Source organism: Spirillospora sp. NPDC000708 (assembly GCF_040299565.1).
Taxonomy (GTDB): Bacteria; Actinomycetota; Actinomycetes; order Streptosporangiales; family Streptosporangiaceae; genus Spirillospora.
This window is the reverse complement of record NZ_JBEPCJ010000127.1, coordinates 1-23,303: the sequence shown is the minus strand read 5'-3', so window position 1 is coordinate 23,303 and position 23,303 is coordinate 1. Positions and strand designations below refer to the sequence as shown.

At 73.6% G+C, this 23,303-nt stretch carries 20 protein-coding genes; 10 read left to right on the top strand and 10 right to left on the bottom strand.

Annotation, left to right across the window (positions count from 1 at the left end; all coding sequences use genetic code 11):
- Window positions 1-83 precede the first annotated feature (83 nt).
- Together ABT299_RS47920 and malQ are read left to right on the top strand one after the other, a co-directional pair.
- Entirely contained in the window at window positions 84-1,091 is a 1,008-nt protein-coding gene (locus ABT299_RS47920; RefSeq protein ID WP_500254895.1) for an amidase, read from the top strand.
- Window positions 1,092-1,142: 51 nt separating this feature from the next.
- Window positions 1,143-3,272, top strand: coding sequence for a 4-alpha-glucanotransferase (gene malQ / locus ABT299_RS47915; RefSeq protein WP_500254894.1), 2,130 nt, complete (start codon window positions 1,143-1,145; stop codon window positions 3,270-3,272).
- Here the strand turns inward: malQ and ABT299_RS47910 are convergent.
- Together ABT299_RS47910 and pepN are read right to left on the bottom strand one after the other, a co-directional pair.
- On the bottom strand, window positions 3,253-4,251 hold the full coding sequence (locus tag ABT299_RS47910) for a hypothetical protein (protein ID WP_190864194.1): 999 nt from the start codon (window positions 4,249-4,251) through the stop codon (window positions 3,253-3,255). The two genes, malQ and ABT299_RS47910, sit on opposite strands and share 20 nt — an antisense overlap.
- Before the next feature lie 79 nt (window positions 4,252-4,330).
- Window positions 4,331-6,865 carry an aminopeptidase N gene (pepN, locus tag ABT299_RS47905; RefSeq protein ID WP_500254893.1) on the bottom strand — a complete coding sequence of 845 codons (2,535 nt, stop codon included), beginning with the start codon at window positions 6,863-6,865 and terminating at the stop codon, window positions 4,331-4,333.
- Between the two features lie 175 nt (window positions 6,866-7,040).
- Here pepN and ABT299_RS47900 point away from each other — a divergent pair, with 175 nt between their 5' ends.
- From ABT299_RS47900 to ABT299_RS47885, 4 genes are all read left to right on the top strand, one after another.
- Complete coding sequence (locus ABT299_RS47900; RefSeq protein ID WP_387029020.1) at window positions 7,041-7,655, top strand: mycothiol-dependent nitroreductase Rv2466c family protein; 615 nt, start codon at window positions 7,041-7,043, stop codon at window positions 7,653-7,655.
- A gap of 181 nt (window positions 7,656-7,836) precedes the next feature.
- Window positions 7,837-8,784 carry an ATP-binding protein gene (locus ABT299_RS47895; protein ID WP_500254892.1) on the top strand — a complete coding sequence of 316 codons (948 nt, stop codon included), beginning with the start codon at window positions 7,837-7,839 and terminating at the stop codon, window positions 8,782-8,784.
- 45 nt (window positions 8,785-8,829) lie between these two features.
- Window positions 8,830-10,017: a hypothetical protein gene (locus ABT299_RS47890; RefSeq protein WP_500254891.1), complete on the top strand. Its 1,188-nt coding sequence runs from the start codon at window positions 8,830-8,832 to the stop codon at window positions 10,015-10,017.
- 110 nt (window positions 10,018-10,127) lie between these two features.
- The gene (locus tag ABT299_RS47885) at window positions 10,128-10,604 is read left to right on the top strand and encodes a ribose-5-phosphate isomerase (protein WP_208271664.1); all 477 of its coding nucleotides are present in this window, start codon (window positions 10,128-10,130) and stop codon (window positions 10,602-10,604) included.
- A gap of 58 nt (window positions 10,605-10,662) precedes the next feature.
- Here ABT299_RS47885 and ABT299_RS47880 read toward each other — a convergent pair whose 3' ends face one another.
- Entirely contained in the window at window positions 10,663-10,881 is a 219-nt protein-coding gene (locus ABT299_RS47880; protein WP_190864168.1) for a hypothetical protein, read from the bottom strand.
- 139 nt (window positions 10,882-11,020) lie between these two features.
- Here ABT299_RS47880 and ABT299_RS47875 point away from each other — a divergent pair, with 139 nt between their 5' ends.
- A complete protein-coding gene (locus tag ABT299_RS47875; RefSeq protein WP_190864166.1) occupies window positions 11,021-12,139 on the top strand; it encodes a PP2C family protein-serine/threonine phosphatase in 1,119 nt (372 codons plus the stop codon).
- Between the two features lie 66 nt (window positions 12,140-12,205).
- On the opposite strand, the gene ABT299_RS47870 is transcribed toward ABT299_RS47875, so the two are convergent.
- Window positions 12,206-13,510, bottom strand: coding sequence for a serine/threonine-protein kinase (locus tag ABT299_RS47870; RefSeq protein ID WP_500254890.1), 1,305 nt, complete (start codon window positions 13,508-13,510; stop codon window positions 12,206-12,208).
- 406 nt (window positions 13,511-13,916) lie between these two features.
- Here ABT299_RS47870 and ABT299_RS47865 point away from each other — a divergent pair, with 406 nt between their 5' ends.
- Window positions 13,917-15,281 (top strand): sensor histidine kinase, encoded by a 1,365-nt coding sequence (locus ABT299_RS47865; RefSeq protein ID WP_387029014.1) that lies wholly within the window; start codon window positions 13,917-13,919, stop codon window positions 15,279-15,281.
- A gap of 34 nt (window positions 15,282-15,315) precedes the next feature.
- Here ABT299_RS47865 and ABT299_RS47860 read toward each other — a convergent pair whose 3' ends face one another.
- The gene (locus ABT299_RS47860; RefSeq protein WP_500254889.1) at window positions 15,316-16,740 is read right to left on the bottom strand and encodes an amidase; all 1,425 of its coding nucleotides are present in this window, start codon (window positions 16,738-16,740) and stop codon (window positions 15,316-15,318) included.
- Window positions 16,741-16,862: 122 nt separating this feature from the next.
- Here ABT299_RS47860 and ABT299_RS47855 point away from each other — a divergent pair, with 122 nt between their 5' ends.
- Both ABT299_RS47855 and ABT299_RS47850 read left to right on the top strand, forming a co-directional pair.
- On the top strand, window positions 16,863-18,353 hold the full coding sequence (locus tag ABT299_RS47855; RefSeq protein ID WP_500254888.1) for a carboxyl transferase domain-containing protein: 1,491 nt from the start codon (window positions 16,863-16,865) through the stop codon (window positions 18,351-18,353).
- Window positions 18,354-18,399: 46 nt separating this feature from the next.
- The gene (locus ABT299_RS47850; protein WP_500254887.1) at window positions 18,400-19,101 is read left to right on the top strand and encodes a type 1 glutamine amidotransferase; all 702 of its coding nucleotides are present in this window, start codon (window positions 18,400-18,402) and stop codon (window positions 19,099-19,101) included.
- Between the two features lie 15 nt (window positions 19,102-19,116).
- Here ABT299_RS47850 and ABT299_RS47845 read toward each other — a convergent pair whose 3' ends face one another.
- The 5 genes from ABT299_RS47845 to ABT299_RS47825 all read right to left on the bottom strand — a co-directional run bounded on the left by ABT299_RS47845 (window position 19,117) and on the right by ABT299_RS47825 (window position 22,901).
- On the bottom strand, window positions 19,117-19,335 hold the full coding sequence (locus ABT299_RS47845; RefSeq protein WP_190864153.1) for a hypothetical protein: 219 nt from the start codon (window positions 19,333-19,335) through the stop codon (window positions 19,117-19,119).
- Window positions 19,336-19,858: 523 nt separating this feature from the next.
- The gene (locus tag ABT299_RS47840; RefSeq protein ID WP_387029008.1) at window positions 19,859-20,020 is read right to left on the bottom strand and encodes a hypothetical protein; all 162 of its coding nucleotides are present in this window, start codon (window positions 20,018-20,020) and stop codon (window positions 19,859-19,861) included.
- Window positions 20,021-20,137: 117 nt separating this feature from the next.
- Window positions 20,138-20,710: a MarR family winged helix-turn-helix transcriptional regulator gene (locus ABT299_RS47835; RefSeq protein WP_387029006.1), complete on the bottom strand. Its 573-nt coding sequence runs from the start codon at window positions 20,708-20,710 to the stop codon at window positions 20,138-20,140.
- Between the two features lie 790 nt (window positions 20,711-21,500).
- Window positions 21,501-21,632 carry a hypothetical protein gene (locus ABT299_RS47830; RefSeq protein ID WP_500254886.1) on the bottom strand — a complete coding sequence of 44 codons (132 nt, stop codon included), beginning with the start codon at window positions 21,630-21,632 and terminating at the stop codon, window positions 21,501-21,503.
- 549 nt (window positions 21,633-22,181) lie between these two features.
- The gene (locus ABT299_RS47825) at window positions 22,182-22,901 is read right to left on the bottom strand and encodes a phytanoyl-CoA dioxygenase family protein (RefSeq protein ID WP_500254885.1); all 720 of its coding nucleotides are present in this window, start codon (window positions 22,899-22,901) and stop codon (window positions 22,182-22,184) included.
- Window positions 22,902-23,303 lie beyond the last annotated feature (402 nt).

Sequence of the window (23,303 nt, the reverse complement as noted above, 5' to 3'; positions counted from 1 at the left end):
ACATCCGGCGGTCTTGGTTCAAGCCTAACACCTACTCTATGTGCCGCCGGCGGCCGTGGACCCGGCCCGGGTTGGCTACTTTTGTGTGCCCGCCCCCCGCCCCCCCCCGGGGGCCCACGCCGCGGGCGGCGCGCCGCTCCCCCGCCGCCGCCGCCGCGGCCGTCGCGTCGGGGCTGGCCCCGGCCGCGCAGGGCAGCGACGGCGGCGGCTCCATCCGCATCCCGAGCAGCGTCTGCAGCCTGTTCGGGATCAAGCCGACCCGCGGCCGGATCTCCCAGGGGCCGATCGTCCCCGACCTGTTCGGGCTGTCCACCAACGGGCCGATCGCCCGGAGCGTCGAGGACGCCGCCCTGCTGCTCGACGTCATGGCCGGGCCGATGCCCGGCGACCTCTACGCGGCCCCGCCCGTCGAGGGCACGTTCCTGTCGTACGCCGGCCGCCCGCCGGGACGGCTCCGGATCGCCCGAAGCATGCGGCCCGCCGTGCCCGGCGCCGAGGTGCACCCGGACTGCGTCGCCGCCTACGAGGAGGCGTCCGCGCTGCTGGAGGACCTCGGGCACGAGGTCGTGGAGCTGCCGCCGGTGCTCGGGCCCGAGATGGTCCCGCACTTCGAGCTGCTCTGGGGCGTCATGGCCACGATGACGCCCGTCCCGGACGGGCGCGAGCACCTCCTCCAGCCGCTCACGCGGTGGCTCCGCGAGCGCGGGAACGCCACGACCGCGCCGCAGCTGTTCCGGGCGCACGCCGCGCTCCAGGGCGCGCTGCGCGCCGCGTTCCCGGTCATGGACGGGTTCGACGCGATCCTGCACCCGACGCTCGCGCAGCCGCCCGCCCCCGTCGGCCACTTCCACGACCAGGAGCCAGAGGAGAACTTCCGGCGCCAGACCCTGTTCACCCCGTTCTGCGCCGCCTACAACATCTCCGGGCAGCCCGCCGTCAACGTGCCGCTGCACTGGAACGCCGACGGGCTGCCCATCGGGATCATGCTCGCGGGGCGGCTCGGCGGCGAGGGGACGCTGATCTCGCTGTCCGCGCAGCTGGAGGAGGCGCGCCCCTGGGCGGGCCGCAAGCCGCCCATCTGGGACGCGTGAGCCCGTCCCGGCCCGCGCTTGGCCCGGCGCCGCCGGGGCATGGGTGCAGGCGTGGCTGACGACGAACTGAACAGGCTGGCCGGGCTCCACCGGGTCGCGACGCGGTACACCGACTGGCGGGGCCGGGCGGCGGACGTCCCGCCCGGCACCCTGGTCGCGGTCCTCGGCGCGCTCGGGGTGGACGCCTCGTCCCCGTCCGCCGTCCGCGCCGAGCTGGAGCGGCACCGGGAACGGTCGCGGACCCTGCCGCCGACCATCGTGGTCCGCCGCGACGCGGGCGGCGGGCGCACCGCCGACCGGATCCTCGCGCTGCTGCGCCGGACCCTGCGGCCCGCCGGCGACCCGGACGTGCGGATCGGGCCCGGCGGGCCCGACGTCCTGTCGGAGCCGTCCGCCGAGCACGCCCCCGGAAGCCCTGTGCCCCTGGACGGGAGCGAGGGCGACGTCCCGCTCGGATGGCACCGCGTCCGCGTCCGGCAGGGGGACCGGGAGGACGGCGCGGCGCTCCTCGTGGCGCCCGCGTCCCTGCCGCGCCCGCCGCGGATGTGGGGGCTGACCGTCCAGCTGTACTCGCTGCGGTCGCGCGGGTCGTGGGGGCTCGGCGACCTGCACGACCTCGCCGACCTCGCGGCCTGGGCCGGCCGCGACCTCGGCGCGGGCTTCGTCGTCGCGAACCCGCTGCACGCCGCGGAGCCGATGCCGCCCGTCAGCCCGTCGCCGTACTCGCCGATGAGCCGCCGCTTCCCCGCCCCCCTCTACCTGCGCATCGAGGACATGCCGGAGTACGCGGCACTGCCTGCCGAAGGCCGGGAACGGTTCGCGGCCATGGCCGCACGGCTGCGCTCGCTCGACGGCCCGCTCGACAGGGACGCCGTGTGGACGGCGAAGCTGGAGGCGCTGGAGGCGATGTACCGGTCGTCGCCGGGTGTCCGCGACGACCCCGCCTTCGCCGCCTTCCGCGAGCGCCACGGCGCCGCGCTGCGCGACTTCACCACCTGGTGCGCGATCAGCGAGGAGCAGGGGACGACCGACTGGCGGCGATGGCCGCCCGCCCTCCAGGACGCGCACGGGCGCGCGGTCCTGGACGAGCCGCGCCACTACGCCCGCGCCGATTTCCACACGTGGCTGCAATGGCGCCTCGACCAGCAGCTCGCCGGTGCCCAGAAGGCCGCTCGCGACGCGGGGATGCCCGCCGGGATCGTCCACGACCTGGCCGTGGGGGTGGCGCAGGGCAGCGCCGACGCCTGGATCTACCGGGACGAGCTCGCGTCGGGGATGAGCGTCGGCGCGCCCCCGGACGAGTTCAACCAGCGCGGCCAGGACTGGGGGCAGCCGCCGTGGCGGCCGACCACGCTCGCCGAGAACGCCTACGTCCCCTACCGGGAGATGCTGGCGGCGGCCTTGCGGCACGGCGGCGGGCTCCGCCTCGACCACGCGATGCAGGTGTCCCGGCTGTGGTGGATCCCCGAGGGCGCCTCGCCCGCCGAGGGGACGTACGTCGGCTACGACCGGAACGCGATGCTCGGCTGCCTGGTGTGGGAGGCTCACCGGGCGGGCGCCCTCGTCGTCGGCGAGGATCTCGGCACCGTCGAGCCGGAGGTCCGCGACGACCTCGCCGACCGGGGCGTCCTCGGCACGTCGCTGCTCTGGTTCGAGCGCGATGCGAAGGGCGGCCCGAAGCCGGCGGAGCAGTGGCGGGAGCCGTCGCTGGCGACGGTCGGCACCCACGACATGCCGCCGATCACCGGGTTCCTGCACGGCGACCACATCGCGCTGCGCGACCGCCTCGGCCTGCTCACCCGCCCCCTCGCCGACGAGACCGCCGACCACCGCGAGCAGCTCGCCGCCTGGCTCGGCGTGCTCCACGCCGAGGGCCTGCTGCCCGACCCGCCCGACGAGGTGCTGCGGGCGCTCGCGGACGGCTCGGACGCCTACGACCGGCAGGTGGTCTCCGCCCTCCACGCCTTCCTCGGCCGCACCCCGGCCCGCCTCATCGGCGTCTCGCTCGCCGATGTGGTCGGCGAGCGCCGCACCCAGAACCAGCCCGGCACGATCGACGAGTACCCGAACTGGCGCGTCCCCCTCGCCGACGCGCAGGGCCGGCCCGTCCTTCTGGACGACCTCGTCGAGGACCCGGTGGTCCGCGACGTGCTGGAGCGGATCAGCCGAGACTCTTCATGATCCGCCTGGTGACGTCGTGCAGGAGCGTGTCCGGCACGATCGGCGCCGACGCGATCGCCGAGAACAGCGCGGGCAGCCCCGGCAGCGGGTAGCCGTCGTCGTCCGGGCCGTCCAGGGCCGCCTTCCCCAGCGGCTGGTGGGACAGGGACCTGCGGGCCCGCGCCCAGGCCGTCTCGACCTCCTCGGGCGAGGGGACGCCGAAGCCGTGCCCGACCGGCGCGGCGTGCCGCAGCTTCACCAGCGCGCCGTCGGTGAACTCCGCCGCCAGCCGGCAGCGCTCGGTGAGGTCCTCGCGGACCCGGTCGTCCAGCCGCGTCATGACGGTGCACGGCGTGCGGCAGCGGGCCGCGCAGTCGCCCAGGGCGGCCGCGACCTGGCTGTGCTGCCGGTCCAGGTAGGCGCGCCAGCCGGGCGGCGGCTCCTTGGCGACGCGGAGCGTCCGCTCGCACGCCGACCGCTCCGGGCGGGTGTGGTCGCACTCGCGCGGCGAGCCCGGCGCGATCGGGACGCCGAACCGGCTGCCGTCCCCGTTCACCGACGCGCCGATCAGCGCCGGGTCGCCCGCGTGCCCGAGGACCGGCTCCCACGCCAGCAGCGGCAGGTACTCGCTGGCGATGTGCACGGCGGCGACCAGCGCGGCCATGTCGCGCCGGTGCCAGCGGATCGCGATGACCTCCAGCAGCAGCGCGTAGGCGGGCCGCAGGCTCGCCAGCGCGCCGCGCGGCCGCTCCTTGGGCGCCTGCGGCATCCGGCTCGCGCGGGCCCGGTCGAGCAGGTCGCGCGGCACCTCCCCGGCGGCCTCGGGCATCCCGAAGTCCTCGGCGTCCAGGTCCAGGACGCGCTGCCCGAACGCGCACAGCGGCGCGACGGCCTTCGCCCGCCCGTCCGGGACGAGCGTCCCGTCGGCGATCAGCGCCTCCAGGTCCCCGAACGCGTACCGCCGTGCCAGCGCCGTCAGCACGTCCCGCGCCGTCTCCACGCCACCATCCCCTCTCCGCGGACCCCCGTGACCCTGCAACGATCGCATGGCCACGGGGGTTGCGACAGGGGCGGCGGCGTCAGCCCGCGGCGGCGTCCTTCGCCCGAGCGCGCAGCGCCCGCGCCACGCCGTCACGGCCCTCCGACAGCAGCCGGGCGAGCGCCGCGGGCGGCTTCTCCTCCGCGATGTAGGACTCGGTGCGGTCGATCGTGGACTGGTCGATCACCAGGAACGGGTAGGCGACCTCCGCGAACGTCTGGGACATGTCGCTGGTCCACTCCTTCCACACCCGGCCGACCTCGGCGAAGTACTTGTCCACGTACGGGACGAGCAGGTCCGCCTGGTCCGGCTCCACGAAGCCGCCGAGCGTCGCCCGGTAGACGGCGTTCGGCAGCGTCCCGCCGATGACCCGGTCCCACGCGGCGGCCTTGGCCTCGGCGGTCGGGATCGCGGCCTTGCAGCCGGCGGCGTGCCGCTCGCCCGCCGCCGTCCGGTCCCGCTCGTGCTCGGCGTCGATCTCCGCCTCGCCCGCCTTGCCGGTGACGACCAGGCGGCGCAGCAGCGCCCACCGCAGGTCGGTGTCGACCGTCAGCCCGTCGAGCGACCGCGAGCCGTCCAGCAGCGCCCGGACGTACGCCAGGTGCTCCTCGCTGACCGCGGACGCCGCGAACGCCTGCGTGTACGCCAGCTGCAGGTCCGAGCCGGGCGCGGCCTCGCGGGCCAGCTCGAAGAGCGTGTCGGCGAGCAGCGCCAGGCCCTCCTTGCGCCAGGACGGGTCGGCGTACTGCTGGACGGCCGTCCGCGCCTGCCGCAGCAGCGTCTGCGTGACCGAGATGTCGGTGACGCCGCGGATGCCCTTCGCGACGAGCCGGACGTAGTCGCGCGTCGCCATCTCCGCGTCGCGCGTCATGTCCCACGCCGCCGACCAGCACAGCGCCCGCGGCAGGCTCTCCTTGATGTCGCCGATGTGCTCCACCAGCGTCTTCAGCGAGTGCTCGTCCAGCCGGACCTTGGCGTAGGTGAGGTCGTCGTCGTTGACCAGCACCAGGTCGGGACGCTTCTGCCCGACGAGCTGCGGCACCTCCGTGCGGGCGCCGACCACGTCCAGCTCGACGCGCTCGCGCCGGACGAGCCCGTCGCCGGTCCGGTCGTACAGGCCGATCGCCAGGCGGTGCGAGCGCAGCGTCGGGTAGTCGGCCTTGGCCTCCTGCAGCACGGCGAACGAGGAGAAGTTCCCGTCGGCGTCGACCTCGTACTCGGGCCGCATCGTGTTGACGCCGGCGGTCTCCAGCCACTCCTTCGACCAGGACGCCAGGTCGCGGCCGGACGTCTCCTCCAGCGCGTCCAGCAGGTCGGTGAGGACGGTGTTGCCCCAGGCGTGCCGGTCGAAGTACCGGCGCACGCCCTCAAGGAAGTTCTCGCGGCCGACATAGGCCACCAGCTGCTTCAGGACGGACGCGCCCTTGGCGTAGGTGATCCCGTCGAAGTTCACCTCGACGGCCCGGATGTCGGGGATGTCGGCGGAGATCGGGTGCGTGGACGGCAGCTGGTCCTGCCGGTACGCCCACGCCTTCTCCAGGTTCGCGAACGTCGTCCACGAGCCCGTCCACTTGGTGGCCTCGGACTGGCACAGCACGCTCATGTAGGTGGCGAACGACTCGTTCAGCCACAGGTCGTCCCACCAGCGCATGGTGACCAGGTCACCGAACCACATGTGCGCCATCTCGTGCAGGATCGTCTCCGCGCGCCGCTCGTAGGAGGCGTCGGTGACCCGGGACCGGAAGACGTAGTCCTCCAGGAACGTGACGGCGCCGGCGTTCTCCATCGCGCCCGCGTTGAACTCCGGCACGAACAGCTGGTCGTACTTGCTGAACGGGTACGGGCGGCCGAAGACCTTCTCGAAGTAGGCGAAGCCCTGCCGCGTCACGTCGACGATGGCCTCGGCGTCGAGGTGCTCGGCGAGCGACGCCCGGCAGTACACGCCGAGCGGGATGACGGTGCCGTCGTCGCGGCGGTACTCGTCGCGGACGGCGTGGTACGGCCCGGCGATGAGCGCGGTGATGTAGGTGGAGATCTGCGGGGTGGGCAGGAAGCGCCACGTCCCGCCCTCGACGGTCTCGGGGGTCTCGTTCGTGACGACCTGCCAGTCCTGCGGCGCCTTCACCGCCAGCTCGAAGGTCGCCTTGAGGTCGGGCTGGTCGAAGCACGTGTACATCCGGTGCGCGTCGGCCGTCTCGAACTGCGTGTAGAGGTAGACGCTCCCGTCCACCGGGTCGACGAACCGGTGCAGGCCCTCGCCGGAGCGGGAGTAGGCGCAGTCCGCCACGACGCGCAGCTCGTTCTGCGCGGCCAGGGAGGGCAGCGGGAGGCGGCCCTTCTCCCCGTCGTAGGACGCGGGGTCCAGCGCCTCGCCGTTCAGCGTCGCCTCGCGGACGACGGCGCCGTGCAGGTCGACGAAGGACGACGCGCCCGGCTCCGCGCAGCCGAACCGGATCGCGGTGGTCGAGCCGAACCGCTCGTCGCCGGTGGTGAGGTCCAGCTCGACCGCGTACGACTCGACGGTGAGCAGCCGGGCCCGTTCCCGCGCCTCGTCGCGCGTGAGGTTGCCTGCCACATGTACTCCTTGGTCGGCTTATTTCTTTGCTGACCTCATGTCTACCAACCGGCCGGGTACGAGGTCCGCACGCCACGGCCTTTCCGCGCCCGCGGACGGGAATCAGTGCGGCGGGGGCCGGGTTGTCGGTGGGGAGATCTCACCGATGACGCTCGAGCAGCCGTAGGAGGCGACGTTGCCGCAGGACGCTCCCACACCCGTGGACTTCTGGTTCGACCCGTTGTGCCCATGGGCGTGGATCACTTCGCGCTGGATCCTGGAAGTCGAGAAGCTGCGCCCGATCGAGGTGCGCTGGCACGTGATGAGCCTGGCCGTCCTCAACGAGGACAAGGACATCCCCGAGGAGTACCGCAAGGGCCTCGCCGACGCGTGGAAGCCGGTGCGCGTGTGCATCGCCGCCGAGCAGAAGTACGGCGCCGAGGTGCTGGGCAGGCTCTACACGGAGCTGGGCACGCGCCGCCACCACGAGAGGCAGAAGTTCGACCGCGAGTACTTCGAGGCCGCGCTCACCGCCGCGGGCCTCGACCCGGCGCTCGCCGACGCCGCCGAGTCCACGGCGTACGACGAGGCGGTGCGCGCGTCCCACAAGGACGGCATCGACCGGGTCGGCCAGGAGGTCGGCACCCCGGTGATCGAGGTCGAGGGCAGCGCGTTCTTCGGCCCGGTCGTGTCGCCGATCCCGCGCGGCGAGGCGGCCGTGAAGCTGTGGGACGGCGTCGTCGCGGTGGCCTCCACCGACGGGTTCTTCGAGCTGAAACGCACCCGCACCCGGGACCCGATCTTCGACTGAGCCGGTCTTCGGGCCGGTCTGCGGGCCGGTCTCCGGGTTGGTCTTCGGGCCGGTCTCCGACCGGATCCGCGGACGGATCGGGGCGGCTTCGGCCGTTCCGGTTGCCTCGCCGGTGCCCCTCCGCCAGACTCGGTGCTCCGAGAAAATGGCAACGGTTTTCATATCCGAAACGGGGGCATTCGTGAAGGTTGCGTTCGTCGGCAAGGGCGGCAGCGGCAAGACCACCCTCTCGTCGCTGTTCGTCCGGCACCTCGCGCTGCGCGGGCTGCCGGTGGTCGCCATCGACGCCGACATCAACCAGCACCTCGGCGCGGCGCTCGGCATGGACGACGACCAGGCCGCCAAGATCCCGGCGCTGGGCGCCCACCTCGCCGAGATCAAGGAGTACCTGCGCGGCGGCAACCCGCGCATCGGCTCCGCGTCCACCATGGTCAAGACCACCCCGGCGGGCACCGGGTCGCGGCTGCTGCGGCTGCGCGGCGACGACCCGGTGCACGCCCTGGGGCAGGAGGTGGGCGGGGCGACGCTGCTGGTCACCGGCCCGTTCGAGGACGAGGACCTCGGCGTCGCCTGCTACCACTCCAAGACCGGCGCGGTCGAGCTCTACCTCAACCACCTGCTGGACGGCCCCGGCGAGTACGTCGTCGTGGACATGACCGCGGGCGCCGACACGTTCGCGTCCGGGCTGTTCACCCGGTTCGACCTGATGTTCCTGGTCGCCGAGCCGACCCGGAAGGGCGTCGGCGTCTACCGCCAGTACGTCGAGTACGCCCGCGACTACGACGTCGCCATCCGCGTCGTCGGCAACAAGGTGCAGTCCGAGGACGACGTCGACTACCTGCGCGAGCACGTCGGCGACGACCTGCTCGTCTGGCTCGGCCAGTCCGCCGCCGTCCGGGCGATGGAGCAGGGGCGGTCCGGCGCGGTGCTGGAGGACGGCAACGAGGCCGCCCTCGGCCGGATGCTCGCCGAGGTCGACGCGCGGCCCAAGGACTGGGACCGGTTCCAGCGGCAGGCCGTCGAGTTCCACCTCAAGAACGCGCGCAGCTGGGCGAACCGCGCGACCGGCGAGGACCTCGCCGCGCAGGTCGATCCCGAGTTCCGGTTCCCGGTCGCCTACGCCGGGTGACGCCGGGCCTACCGGCGGCCCATGAACCGCACTACTCTGCCCGCCATGACGACGCGGCGGATGTTCATGATGTCGGGCGGCTCGCTGGTGCCCCTTCTGGTGCTGGCCCTGCTCGTCGGCAACCAGTGGGTCATCGACGCGATCAACAAGAGCGACTTCAAGTACGACGAGGGCCTCGGCCCGCTGGTGGCCCGGCTGCTCTTCGTCGCCTGGCGCTTCACTCCGCCGCGCGGCCTGGACTGGCGCTTCGTCGTGTCGGACGACTTCACCACGCTGCTGCTGTTCGCGGTGGTAGCGGTCCTCGTGCTGGCCGGCGCCCGGACGATCGATCCCGAGCGCGGCCTGCTCGGCGCGCTGATCACCGGCTGGTGGGCCGCGGTCGTCGCGGGCGGCGTCGCCGGGGGCGTGTCCGGACTGCTGCTGAACTGGTCGGTCAAGTACTCCAACGGGTCGGTGAGCCGCAACTTCTTCGAGTCGCTCCAGGCGGGGGCCGCCTCCGGCCTGCTGTACGGGTGGCTCGCGGGGATCGGCGCGCTCGCGGGCTTCCTGCTCAGCCGTTCTCGCGGCCAGGCCGTCCCGCAGCAGTTCGGACAGTACGCGCCGCAGCAGCCTTACGGCGCGCAGCAGCCGTACGCCCCGCAGCAGGCCGGCCCGATGCAGCAGCCCTACGCTCCGCAGCCGTACGGGCAGCAGCCCTACGGCCAGCAGCCGGGCGTCCCGCAGCAGGGGATGCAGCCGGGCCTTCCGCCGGGGCTGCCGCAGGGCGCGCCGCAGCCGATGCCGACGGGGCCCGACCGGCCGGGCCTGCCGCCGCAGCACCCGGCCGCCGTCCCGTACGTCCCGCCGGCCCGCCCATCGCAGTCGCCCGGATGGGACGGCGTGCCCGTCCCGCCGCAGCCCGGCGTTCCGGTGCCGCAGCCCGGCGTCCCGGCCCAGGCTCCGGCACCGGAGGCCGCCGCGGAGACGGCCGTGCCCGCACCCGAGCCGGAAGCGGCCGCGCCGCGGGACGGCGAGGAGCCGGAGGCGCACGACTCCGAGGAGTCCGCGCCGCAGGACGCCGCCCCTGCGGGCGCCGCCCCGGAGAACGCGGCCAGCAAGGAGGACGCCGCCCGCGAGGAGAACGCGGCCCGCGAGGAGGACGACGACGAGGACGACGACCTCGCCGACCGGACGATGGTCGACCGCAAGCCCGACCTGCCCCGCGACCCGGGCCCGATGCCCCCGCCCCAGTGAGCGCGCACGTCAGCGGTGCCGCCCGCCGGGCCGGCAACGTCGTCCGCGTGTGAAAAGGGCCTCATGACCCCGGCGCGCGCCGGGTCCGCGGGCCTGCGAGAATCGGGCCCATGCGCGTGTTTCTGGGAACCGACCATGCCGGCTTCGAGCTGAAGGAGCACCTGGTCTCCTGGCTGAAGGCCAACGGGCACGAGCCCGTCGACTGCGGTGCGTTCGCGTACGACGCCGTGGACGACTACCCGCCGTTCGTGCTGCGGGCGGCCCAGCGGACGGCGGCGGAGCCGGGCGCGCTCGGCATCGTGATCGGCGGCTCCGGCAACGGCGAGGCGATCGCGGCCAACAAGGTGAAGGGCGTGCGGGCCGCGCTGGTCTGGAACGAGGACACCGCGACGCTCGCCCGCGAGCACAACGACGCCAACGTGATCAGCCTGGGCGCGCGGCAGCACGACGCGGACACCGCGACGCGGTTCGTCGAGCTGTTCCTGACCACGCCGTACTCCGGCGAGGAGCGGCACACCCGCCGCATCACCATGCTCGGCGACTACGAGCGGACCGGCGAGCTGCCGCCGCTGCCGGACGAGGGCTGACCTCTCCGAACCCGCTGACCCGAGCGAACGCGTGGTTCCCGCCCGGGAGGGGCGGGAACTACAGCTCGTTCTCCGGGGCCTTCCGGGCACCGCCGCGCTTGTCGAGGCGGCGCCGCTCGTTCTTCGCGGCCCGGGACCGCCTGGCCGGCTCGGCGCGCGGGGGCTCGCCGGGGTCGGCGCCCGGCGGTGACGCCTCGGCGCCGTCGGGCCATGGACGCGAGACGTCCCGCGCCCGCATCGCCGCGGTCACGGTGATGCGCATTCCCGGCTGCCCCATATGCCGCCTCCCTCGCGTCTCCGAACTCCGGCTCGAACGTGGTCTTACCCACAGAGAACGCAGCTGGACCGTTGCAACACGTCACCGGTGGCCCGGATGCCCGCCCGCCGTCGCGAATGCTCGATACAGTGCCCGAGTCATGCTTCAACGACTGGTGCAGATGCTTCCGCCGCGGATCCGCGCCTTCCTGCGCAGGATCCCGCCGCTGGTCGCCCTGTACCGGGCGATGCGGCAGGGGAAGCTGACCAGGGAGCGGTACGTCTTCGCGGTGCTGGCCGTGGCGGCGATCGCGATCGGGATCGCGACGGGGCACGACGCCCGGGGGCTGGCGCCGTCCGGCGCGCTGGTGCTCATCGTCCTGGGCGGCGGCCTGCTGCTGAAGGTCCGCAGCCTCCTCGCGCTGCTGGCGGTCGTCATCGCGATGGTGTGCTACGACGCGTGGCGGGGCGTCGAGGCGATCGGCCCCGGCATCGTCGCGACGCTGTCGATCACCGCCGTGCTCGCGCTGACCCTCGCCCGCACCCGCCAGCAGCTCGGCGTGCAGGGGCTGCGCGGCGACTCGATGCTGCTGGAGCTGCGCGACCGGCTGCGCCGCCAGGGCGAGATGCCCGAGCTGCCGGACGGCTGGGCGGCGGAGGTCGTCATGCTCCAGGCGGGCGGCTCGTCCTTCGGCGGGGACTTCGTGGTCTCGTCGCTGGAGGGCGACACGCTGGAGGTCGCGCTGGTCGACGTGTCGGGGAAGGGCACGGACGCCGGCACCCGGGCGCTGATGCTGTCGGGCGCTTTCGGGGGATTGCTTGGATCGCTCCAACCCGACCGGTTCCTTCCCGCCTGCAACGTCTACCTCCAGAAGCAGCGCTGGGACGAGGGATTCGTCACGGCGGTGCACGTCGTCGTCGACCTGAAGACCGGGGAGTACACGGTCGGCTCGGCCGGGCACCCGCCCGCCGTCCAGTTCGACGCGGGCAGCGGCGCGTGGCAGGTCAGCCCGGCCAAGGGCGTCGTCCTCGGCATCGTGCCCGAGCTGCACTGCGTCCCCGACCGCGGGACGCTCCGTCCCGGCGACGCGCTGATGCTCTACACCGACGGCCTGGTCGAGTCGCCCGGCAGCGACCTGGACGCCGGGATCGACCGGCTGCTGGGCGAGGCCGAACGGCTCGTCCCGCAGGGCTTCGGCACCGGCGCCCGCGAGCTGGTGGAGAGGATGGCGGCCGCCCGCGACGACGACTGCGCCCTCGTCCTCATCTGGCGCACCTAGGCGGGGCGAGCACGGGGCGAGCACGGGGCGGCCGGGCCGGCGCCGGGCGGGTCCGGTGCGGGCGGGTCAGTGCCGCTTGCCCTTCCCCTTGCCCTTCCCGTGCTTGGCCTTTTGCTTCGGGACCTGTTTCGGCGCCGTCTTCGGCGAGTGCACTCGGACCGTCGCCCGTTTGGTCGGCCGGGGCGCGGTCGTCCGCGCCTTCTTCGTGGCGTGCGCGGACGCCGTCGGCCTCACCGGCGTCGAGGCGTGACCGTGCGGATCGCCTTTCGCCTGCGTCAGCCCGAGGATGACCGCGCCGACCAGGACGGTCCCCGCGGCGGCCCCGGCCGCGGCGAGCACCCGGGCGCGGTTGATGGACAGTGTGCCCGCGATGCCCATCGGGTTGAACGCCCGCGTGTCGGTGGACGCGGCGTCCGCCGCCACGGACGGGTGCGACGCCTTCCCCGGCGACCCGTCGGGCGGCGTCGTCTTGGACCGCGGCCCCCGCACCCCGTTGGGCGGCGACGACGGCACCGCGGCGGGCGCCCCGTTCGGCGGTGCCGCCGGCCAGTCGCCCGCCTGCGGCTGCTCCACCAGGCTCAGCAGCAGGTCCGAGGCGCTCGGCCGGTCCGCCGGGTCGTGCGACAGCGCCGACCGGACGGCCGGCAGCAGCGGCTCCGGCAGCCCGGACAGGTCGGGTGCGGCGTCGGTGACCCGCAGCGCCGCCGGGTCGCCGCCGAACGGCATCCGGCCGGTGCCGGCGTGCGCGATCAGGCAGCCCCACGCGAAGATGTCGGCGGCCGGGGTCGCCGGGCCGCCGCGCAGCACCTCCGGCGCCATCCAGCCGGGCGTGCCGAGCACCTTGCCGGTCGCCGCGGTGACGCCGCCGGAGTCCTGGCTGCGCGCGATCCCGAAGTCGATGACGCGGCAGCCCGACAGCGTCAGCATCACGTTGGCGGGCTTGAGGTCGCGGTGCACCAGCCCCGCCGCGTGGATCGCGGCCAGCGCCGAGGCGACGCCGACCGCCACGCCGTGCAGGTCCGCGGGCGGCAGCGGCCCGCCCGAGCTGAGCCGCTGGTGCAGCGAGATGCCCCCGACGTAGTCGGTGACGAGGTAGGGACGGCCGTCGTCCTCGCCGTGCGCGAGGACCCGCGCCGTGCAGAAGGAGGCGACCCGGCTCGCCAGGTCCGCCTCGTCCTTGAACCGCCGCCGGTACGACTCGTCCCCGGCAAGGTGCGGATGGATGGTCTTCACCGCGACGCGCCCGCCGGACACCGGGTCGGTGCCGAGATACACGGTGCCCATGCCGCCCGAGCCGAGCCGGCCCAGCAGCGTGAGCCCGCCGACCGTGCGCGGGTCGGCAGGCTCGAGCGGCCGAATGTCTCCGTCCATGGCGGTGTTCCCGACTCCCTTGCGTCTCTTGCGTCCACCCATCCCCGTTCATCGGCAGAATATGGCCCGTTCCCCCAGGAAGAACTGGAAACGTGATCGTCACGTCGATGTAGCGTCCAGTCCACAGGGGACGGGCAGAGTAGGACTCGTTCGACAGCAAGCCCGATCCCGTCGGAAATCCTCCTCGGCGCGCGGGCGGAGGGCGAGCTGGCGGCACCGAAGGCGATGCCCGCGCGGGCGGCACCCCAGGGGTGGGAGGCGCCGTCCGTGCGGGCATCGGTCACCCGCGCGGCGCGAGGTTTCACCGGGCAATGGTCCGGTAACAACCAGTTCTGCGCACTCCTCCCGGGCGCTGGGACGCGGCGCGGCGCCGGCGTCCGCATGACGGGAGGGGGAGAGCGCCGGGGTGCGGGTTCTCGCGAAGAGGCTGTCGCCCTCCCACTGGTCGGTGCGGGCCCGGATCACCGCCGCCGCGACCCTGATGGTCGCGATCGTGCTCGTCGCCGGTGTCGTGGTCTTCTACACGGCCGTCCAGCGGACCGTGTACCGCGGCCTGCACGGGCGCGGTGCCCTCGTGGTCGGCGACCTGGTCACGCTGGTCCGCGAGACCGACCCGCACGGACTGCTGCCGGTGCGGGATGCCGGCTTCACGCTGCTGCAGGTGGTGGACGACCAAGGGCGCGTGCTCGCCTCCAGCGAGGCGCTGCGCGGCCGTCCCCCGCCGAAGGTCCCGCCCCCCAGGATCCCGGGCCGTCTCGAGGACCACGTCATCCGCTCGCCGCGCTTCCAGACGGACGTCTACGTGGTCGGGGAACGGGTGGCGACGTCGTTCGGCTGGCGGACCGTGTACGCGGGAGCCCCGCTGACGCCGTTCACCAGCAACAGGGGCGCGTTCATCGGGCTCCTCGCGGGGGCGGTGCTGGTCGGGACCGCGCTGGTGGCGTGGATCGTGGCGGCGGCGGTGCGGCGGGCGCTGCGGCCAGTGCGGGAGATGAGCGATCAGCTGGCGGACATCACCGGCGGCGAGCCCGGCCGGGTCACCGTCCCGGAGGCGTCCGACGAGGTGTCGGAGCTGGCGCAGTCGGTGAACCTGACGCTGCACCGGCTGGAGGGCGTCATGGAGCGGCAGCGCGGGTTCGTCGGGGACGTCTCGCACGAGCTGCGCAGCCCGCTGACCGGGCTGCGGACGCAGCTGGAGCTGGCGCTGCAGCACCCGGAGGACGAGGACTGGCCGGCGGTCGCGCGGGCGGCGCTGGCGGACGCCGACCGGTTGCAGGGCATCGTCACCGACCTGCTGATCCTGGCGAAGCTGGGCGCGGGCGTGCACGTCGAGCGGGAGCGGGTCGACTTCGGCGCGCTGGTGCGGACCGAGGTGGCGCGGCGGGACAGGCGCGTCCCGGTGGAGGTCGACGCGGCGGAGGGGATCGCGGTCCGCGCGACGCCGGAGCAGCTGGTCAGGCTGCTGACGAACCTGCTGGACAACGCCGAGCGGCACGCCCGGTCGCGGATCTGGGTGACCGCGGCGCGGGACGGTCCGGACGCGGTGCTGGAGGTGCGCGACGACGGGTCGGGCATCCCGCCCGAGGACCGGGAGCGGATCTTCTGGCGGTTCCAACGGCTGGCCGAGGGACGGCGCCGCGACAAGGGCGGCACCGGCCTCGGCCTGACCATCTCCCGCGACATCGCGCGCGCACACGGCGGGACGCTGGTGGCCGCCGACGGCGACGGCGGCGCCCGGTTCATCCTGCGCATCCCCGCGGAGGACGACTAGCGGCCCGGCGCGCTCAGACGAAGGCGGGGCGCTCTCAGACCAGGGCGGGGCGGCGGCGTGCGTGGCCGGTGGCCTGCTCGAACGCGTGCCCGATCCGCAGGACGGCGAGGTCGGCGCGGTGCGGCCCGACGATCTGGAGCCCGACCGGCAGGCCGCCGGAGGTGAACCCCGCGGGCACCGACAGCGCGGGCGAGCCGGTCGCCGACACCAGGAAGCACGACCGCATCCACTCCAGGTAGTCGGGCATGGCGTGCCCTGCGACCTCGCCCGGATACTCCAGGTCCGCGTCGAACGGCGGCACCTGGCTGACCGGCGCCAGCAGCGCGTCGTAGCGGCCGAAGAACTCCCGGACGCGGTGGAACAGCGCGGTGTGCAGCACCTCGGCGCGCCCGACGTCGGCGGCGGTGAGGGCGCGGCCCTCCTCGATGTTGCGGGCGAGGGACGCCTTGAAGTCGGCGCGGCGCTCGTCCAGCAGCGGGCCGAGGACGATGTCCCAGTGCCAGGCGCGCAGCGTGCGGAACACCTCGTCGGCGCCGGTCAGATCGGGGCACGCCTCCCCCACGACGCAGCCGAGATCGGTGAAGACCTTCACGGCCGGTTCGAGGACGGCGGTGACGGCGGGGTCGACCGGGACCGCGCCGCCGAGGTCGGGCGCCCACGCCAGCCGCACGCCGGACATGTCCCGGTCGAGGGGGACGCCGAACGCGGAGCCGGGCGTCTCCAGGGCGATGGGGCTGCGCGGGTCCGGGCCGGCGAGCACCGACAGCAGGAACGCCGCGTCCGCGACCGACCGCGCCATCGGCCCCTGCACGCCCATGGTCGACCAGCCCGCCGGGACCGGCCACGACGGCACCCGGCCGGGCGACGGCCGGAACCCGACCACGTTGCAGAACGACGCCGGATTGCGCAGCGAGCCGCCCATGTCGCTGCCGTCGGCGAGCGGGTGCATCCCGCACGCCAGCGCGGCCGCCGCGCCGCCGCTGCTGCCGCCCGCCGACCGCGACGGGTCGTAGGGGTTGCGGGTCAGCCCGAACAGCGGGTTGAAGGTGTGCGACCCGGCGGCGAACTCCGGCACGTTCGTCTTGCCGAGCGTGATGACGCCCGCCGCCCGCATCCGCTCGACGACCAGCTCGTCCGCGTCCGGGACGTGGTCGGCGAAGATCGGCGACCCGGACGTGGTGCGGATCCCGGCGGTGGCGTGGGTGTCCTTGTGCGCGACGGGCAGCCCGTGCAGCGGCCCCGGCTCCGCGCCGGACGCGAGCCGCTCGTCGGCGGCGCGGGCCTCCTCCATCGCCCGTTCGGGGACGAGCGTGACGACCGCGTTGACGTGCGGGTTCGTCCGTTCGATCTGCTCGAGGTGCGCCTGCACGACCTCCCGCGCGGACAGGTCGCGGTCGCGGACGCGGCGGGCGAGGTCGCGGGCGGAGGAGAAGCAGATCTCGTCGCGTTCCGAAGGCAACGGCGTTTCCCTTCGCTGAACTGTGGGCGATCCCAGTGTCCACCCCGGGTGACCGTCCGGCCGCGCACGCGGTCATCATTCTGGAAAGGCGGTCATCGTCCAGGAAGGCCGGAGGAGGTGCGGTGACGGAACGGGTCGGCGCTCGGGAACTGCTGCGGCGCGTGCTGGACGAGGACGGCTGGACGTCCTGGGACGACCCGCCCGCCGGGCAGCCCGCCCCCGGCACCCCCTACGGGGACGACCTCGCCGCCGCCCGCGAGCGCGCCGGCACCGACGAGGCGGTCCTGACCGGCGAGGGGCTGCTGCGCGGCCGGCGGGTCGCGTTCGTCGTGTCGGAGTTCCGGTTCCTGGCCGGATCGATCGGGGCCGCCACCGCGGACCGGATCGTCGCGGCCGTCGAGCGCGCCACCGCCGAGCGCCTGCCGCTGCTCGCCGCGCCGTCCTCGGGCGGGACGCGGATGCAGGAGGGCACCGCCGCGTTCGTCCAGATGGCCCGCATCACCGCCGCCGTCATGGCGCACCGCGCCGCCGGGCTGCCCTACCTCGTCCACCTGCGGCATCCCACGACGGGCGGGGTGTTCGCGTCGTGGGGGTCGCTCGGTCACGTGACGGCCGCCGAGCCCGGCGCGCTGATCGGGTTCCTGGGGCCGCGCGTCTACGAGGGCCTGTACGGGGAGCCGTTCCCGCCCGGCGTCCAGGTCGCCGAGAACCTGGCGGCCAAGGGGCTCGTGGACGCCGTCGTGGGCTTGGACGACCTGGCGGAGGTGGCGTCGCGCGCGCTGTCCGTGCTGTGCGCGCCGTCCGCCCGGCCCGGACGCCCGCCTCGGGACGCCGCGGCGGCACCGGGTGGCGCGCCCGCCGGCGACGATGCCTGGGAGTCGATCGAACGGTCCCGCCGCCCGGACCGTCCCGGCGTGCGGGAACTGCTCCGGTACGGCGCCGCGGACGTCACGCCGCTGTCGGGAACCGGGCAGGGCGAGGCCGGGCGGGGACTGACGCTCGCGCTGGCCCGGTTCGGCGACGCGCCGTGCGTGCTCGTCGGGCAGGACCGGCACGGCCAGCGCGCCGGGCACCCGCTCGGCCCGGACGGCCTGCGCGCGGCGCGGCGCGGCATGGGGCTGGCCGCCGAACTCGGGCTCCCGCTGGTCACCGTGGTGGACACGCCGGGCGCGGCGCTGTCCGCGGAGGCGGAGGAGGGCGGGCTCGCGGGGGAGATCGCCCGCTGCCTCGCCGACCTGGTCACCCTCGCGGCGCCGACGCTGTGCCTGCTGATGGGCGAGGGGACGGGCGGCGCCGCGCTGGCGCTGCTGCCCGCCGACCGGGTGCTCGCGGCCCGGCACGGCTGGCTCGCGCCGCTGCCGCCCGAGGGCGCCTCGGTGATCGTGCACCGGACGCCGTCGCGGGCCGCGGAGATGGCCGCGTCGCAGGGAGTCCGGTCCGCCGACCTGCTGCGGGACGGCCTGGTGGACGCCGTGGTCGACGAGCGCCCCGACGCCGCCGACGAGCCGGAGGAGTTCTGCCGGCGCGCCGCCGCCGCGATCGAACGGGAGCTGACCGGCCTGGCCCCGGGCACCGCCGCGGCGCGGCAGGCCCGCTACCGGCCGTCCCGTTGACCCCATTTCATTCGGGTTCCTACGATGCGCGGGGAAGGAGGTGCCGGTGCGCGCCCTGCTCATCCAGCACGACCACGTCTCGCCCGCCGGCCCGGTCACCGACCGGCTCGCCGCGCACGGCTACGACGTCGAGGAACTGGCGGTCGTGCCCGCCGAGCGGTACCTGACGCCGGACGTGCGCCTGGAGTACCCCGACCCCCTCGACTGGGACCTCATCGTCCCCATGGGCGCGCCGTGGTCGGTGAACGATCCCGGCGTCGCGTCCTGGGTCGTTCCGGAACTCGCCATGCTCGCCAAGGCGCACGCGGCGGGTGTCCCGCTGCTGGGCGTCTGCTTCGGCGGCCAGGCCCTCGCCGCCGCCCTCGGCGGCCGCGTCGAGCGCGCGCCGCGTCCCGAGATGGGCTGGGTGGACGTGGACACCGACGACCCGTCGCTCGTCGGCCCCGGCCCCTGGTTCCAGTTCCACTACGACCGCTGGATCCTGCCGCCCGGCGCCGTGGAGATCGCCCGCAGCGAGGTCTGCTCGCAGGCGTTCGTGCTGGGCCGCGCGATGGGCCTGCAGTTCCATCCCGAGATCACCGTCGCCGAGTTCGGCCTCTGGCTGGCCCACGGCGGCGACGCCGAGATGCGCGCCGCGGGCGCCGACCCCACCGCGATCATGGCCGATCTGCGCCGCACCGAGGCCGCCTCCATCGCCCGCACCACCGCCCTCCTCGACGCCTACCTCGCCCGCGTGGCCGCCGCCTGAGCCGGGCGCTCGCGATCAGCTCCCGCGCGGACCCGGGCGCGGGAACCTCCGCTCGGAAGGGCGGTGCCGGGTGCCTCGCCGGCGGCGCGGGACGGTCGAGGCGAGGACCGCGGCGAGCGCGGCCAGGGCGGCGAGCGCCGCGAGGCTCCACGCGGCGAGCCGGTGGGCCTTGCAGTTCCGTGCGGAGACCAGGTCCCGGGCGGCCGGGCGGCCGGGCTCGGTGTTGTCCGGCATGTGATCGCTTTCCTGTCCTGAGGGATCCCCCTGACGCCCTCTTGGCGACAGCATGTCACGGCGCGGCTACGCGACGCATCGGGGTGAACTCTTACACCGCTCCGGAGTGCGGCAGGTCACACGGCCGGTCGATCGCCCAGCGCGTCGTCCCCGGCAGTACCTGCACACCTACGTCAACGGCGAGCTGGCGGTCGGCACTCCGGCGGACTCGCGCCGGCCGCCGGTCGTCGAGGTCGAAATCGAAGGGCGCGGACGGCTCCACTGCCGATCCGCGACGCCCACGACGCGCAGCCGACCGCCCGGAAGAGGTCGTCTCCATGGCGTTCGCCGGCGACTAGGAGTCCCACAGGATCCGCAAACCGCGCCGCTGAGCCTCCGAGGCTTTCAGCCACCGCCGTTCCGGCCCGCAGTCGTGCTCCAGCTCGTCTCAGATGCTGCCCACCGAACCACATCCGCGTGCCGTGCGGGCGGTGGGTGGGTGCGGTTTCCCGGCTTGGAGACAGGCGAGCCGCCAGAGCAGGTCTCAAATCTCCAGTTGCTCGTCCATGGGCGCGCCGCGTACTTGCCGCGACTCCGCCTGGACGACCAGGCATCCCTCTGACAGCAGGCCGAGCATGCCGATGTCGCGAGCGGGCCGCGGCGCGAGGACGGGGGTGGCGGCGAGGCGGATCCGAGTCGTGACCAAGGCGATCGCGCTCAGCGGCAAACCCGGCCGCGCGGGGTGAGCGGGTCCTCGTTGCCCGGAAGCGCGTGCTCGCGGGAATCGCGCAGCGTGATTTCGCACGCCGGGCGGGTGTGCGGGTCAGGCGCGAGGACGGCGACCCGAGCGACGCGGCGGGAACGGCGACTCGGCCCGCAGCACCTCCCGCCGCGCGTCGCCCTCATCCTCCAGGTGCTCGACCACTGAGCGCAGCGTCTGCGCCAGCGCCCGGCTCTCGTCCCTGCTCAGCCTTTCCACCACGAACGCCTCCTCGGCGTTGAACGCCGGGAACAGCCCGCGCATGAGCTCCTGACCCTTGTCGGTCAGCCGCAGCAGGACGAGGCGTCCGTCCGTCGCGTGCGAGCCGCGCTCGATCAGCCCTCGCCCCTCCAGGGTCTTGACCACGCCGGTCAGCGTGCCCTTGGAGATCCGGGCCTCCTCGGCGACGTGCCGGGTCTCCATCTCGTCCCAGATCCACACGACCCACAGCACGACGAACGCCGTCCAGGTGAGGTCCGCGCCGCGCAGCACCGAACTCTCGAAGTGCTGCCGGATCGCGGCGGCGGCGCGGTAGATGTTCGAGACCGCCATCATCGCGTCATGGCGCAGCGGCACGTCGCCGAGCCGCCGCTGGACGGCCTGCTCGGTCTCTTGCAATGTGTGATGGCCGGTCACGCGCGTTCCTCCCCGGATGCGGCCCGGCGCCTCCGTGCGGGCCGGACTGCGAATCTACCCTCGGTCGGTACTCGTTTGGGCCCGCACGTTCATGTGAGCGGACTTATGCCTGCCCGAACAATCCGTGGCACCGCAGACCCGCACCGGCCCTGGAGCCGCGGCGATCCCTGAAGTCGTGTCCCCTCGTCCTCCGGCACCGGACGCCGCCGCATCGGCGCCCCCGAGACCGTGTTCTTCGTCGTCGCGGCCTTCGCTCCCGTGACCGTCGCCGCTGACAGGCTGCCGACCTCCTTCGTGGTCACCGGCGTAGTCGGCATCCCGCTGCTGTACGTCCTCCTCGCCGTCTTCACCGGCGGTACGCCGCGATGGGCCGTTCCATCACCAACGCCGGCCCCTTTCGCGCTTACATCACCCACTGGCTCGGACGCGTCGCCGTCGTTGACACCGCCTTCATCGAACTCATCTCCTACAACGCCATGCAGATCGACCGGCACGGGCGGTTCGGCTTCACGCCTCCGACCTCCTGCACTTCGAGACCGGCCTCGACCTGCCCTGGTAGACGGTCGCGCTGCTTGGCGTCGCCGTCCTCGGCGTGCTGCTCACCGTCGAGTTCCTCACCGTCCTAGTCTTCGACCTCGACGCGGACCACGGCGCCATCCGAGGCGCCTTCCGCTTCGCCATGGCCGACTCCACGGGGGCGAGGCCGCCGCCCTCTACGGCGAGGAATGCCGCGACCCGCGCCGGATCGTCAGCCGTGCCATCTGCATCGCCGTGGCCGCATCTGCGTGTTCTACGCCTTCACTGCCCGGGCGACGAACGTCGGCACCAGCACGTCCGGCATCATCGGACGCGCCAGAAGGACGGGTCCGGCCTCGTCTTCGCCTTCTCCGAAGAGCACGTCGGGGGGCTTTTCGCCGACCACGCCAGATCTTCCTGGGCACCAGCTTCTTCGCGGCGCTTCGGTCTTTGTAACGCCGTGGCCGGTGCTCTTCTCACTTGGCCGCGAAGGTGTCCTGCCCGGTTCGCTGAGCCGGACCCACGTCGCCGGACGGCTCTCCACACAACGGATCGCTGGCCCGGACTGTGCTCGCTGCGGTCGTTGTGATGGTCTTCGCCTTCTCCGGCAAGACCGCGTCCTTCACGCTCTCCAAATGGTTCACCAAGCTTTGCGCGCTCGGCGTCATCCTCCTGCAAGCCCTGACCTCGGCGGCCGTCGTGGCCTGACTCGCGCGCGACCACCGCAGCCGAAACGCGTGGAACAGCCTCATCGCCCCGCCGCCTGCGCGGGACGGGGCGCCGTCTTCGTCGTCAGCCTGCTCAAATTTAACGCACTGCTCGACGCCGAAAAGGTCTCCACGCTCACGCGGGTGCTGCCCGGACTCATTCTCTGTCGCCGCCGTCCTGGGCATGAGCTTTGCTGCCTATCTCGGGCTGGCCCGTCCCAGCTCCCATGCTCGATTCGAAAAGTCGCCTAAGAGATCGGCTCGTAGTCCAGCCAGACGTCCTGAAGGAACTCTTCTCGACGGTTCGCGTGCCCGACACTGCTGAGCCGGAAATAGAGCGCTCGTCGCGTCCGGTCGGATTCGTAGTTGCCGCCGATATTATGGCCAAGGAGATAGTGTGCGAGCAGCAGATCTCCGGCGCGCCCTGTGATCTGCACGGGCTCCGGGAGGTCGATCTTCGGGTACGCGCAGAACATTCGCGGGCCGTGCTGGCGGAAGTACTCGGTGTGCTTCAGATGCGTGCCCGGCCAGACCCACAGATTGCCGGAGTTCTCGCCGAGTTGGTCGGTCATCAGGATCCCGGCAAGCATGGTGAAGGTGCCGCGGACGGGCCCGCCGGTCGGCTCGGCATTGGCGGCGTCGATGTGAGGCGCTCCGGGACGGTGTGAGTACGGCGGGATGTTCAACGAGATCTGAACCTGCCCGGGAAGCTCTAGGGTGCCGTGGCCTACCAGCTCCTCGGCGATGCCGAAGGCGGGGCTGCCGGTGAGAGGCGCGATCAGGGCCGGCTCTTCCTCGGTGTCGAGAAAATAGAAGTGGGCCCCGCGCCTGTCGGCGGCGGGTGGTGCCGTAGCGGTGATCTCGTCGATCCGCTGTATTGCCGAGTCCAGGACGTCACCCGTCACCACCTGCGGGACCACGAGGTAGCCCCGCTCCACGAACTCGTCAATCTGCGCGTCGCTCAACATCCGATCGACCATAGACAGCCCGTCCGGCCGAGAGCGACTGAATAAACGCGCGCCGGGGCCAGGAATCGTTGGGGGCTGCATGGCTCTGGGGACTGGTCGGGAGCGACGGTCCTCGGGATTGGTGAGTGCGCCGGAAGTTGGGCCGTGGCTGGGGTTCCGGTCGGCGGCGGGGTGAACCGGCATCGGCGTCGGGGTGGGGCGAAAGGGCAGCATGAAACTGTTCGGGAGTTGGGCGGTAGCCGGAGGAGTCTTCGAGCAGTCCTCGGGATGGTGTTCAGGTGTTCTTCGAGGGGTGCTATTCCGATGGGGCGAGAGGGGTGTTCGGGTGGTGGGGTGGCGCTTGCGTACGGGGCCGCCCCTCCAAAGTCAAGGGCGCCTTCGGCGTCGCTTCGCGATGGACTT

What these genes read in the sequence shown, in the direction of transcription:
- ABT299_RS47890 (WP_500254891.1), top strand. Translation starts at nt 8,830, where the DNA reads ATGACGACGCGGCGGATGTTCATGATGTCGGGCGGCTCGCTGGTGCCC.
- ABT299_RS47845 (WP_190864153.1), bottom strand. Translation starts at nt 19,335, where the DNA reads ATGCCGGACAACACCGAGCCCGGCCGCCCGGCCGCCCGGGACCTGGTC.
- ABT299_RS47870 (WP_500254890.1), bottom strand. Translation starts at nt 13,510, where the DNA reads ATGGACGGAGACATTCGGCCGCTCGAGCCTGCCGACCCGCGCACGGTC.
- ABT299_RS47885 (WP_208271664.1), top strand. Translation starts at nt 10,128, where the DNA reads ATGCGCGTGTTTCTGGGAACCGACCATGCCGGCTTCGAGCTGAAGGAG.
- ABT299_RS47825 (WP_500254885.1), bottom strand. Translation starts at nt 22,901, where the DNA reads ATGTTGAGCGACGCGCAGATTGACGAGTTCGTGGAGCGGGGCTACCTC.
- ABT299_RS47880 (WP_190864168.1), bottom strand. Translation starts at nt 10,881, where the DNA reads ATGGGGCAGCCGGGAATGCGCATCACCGTGACCGCGGCGATGCGGGCG.
- ABT299_RS47875 (WP_190864166.1), top strand. Translation starts at nt 11,021, where the DNA reads ATGCTTCAACGACTGGTGCAGATGCTTCCGCCGCGGATCCGCGCCTTC.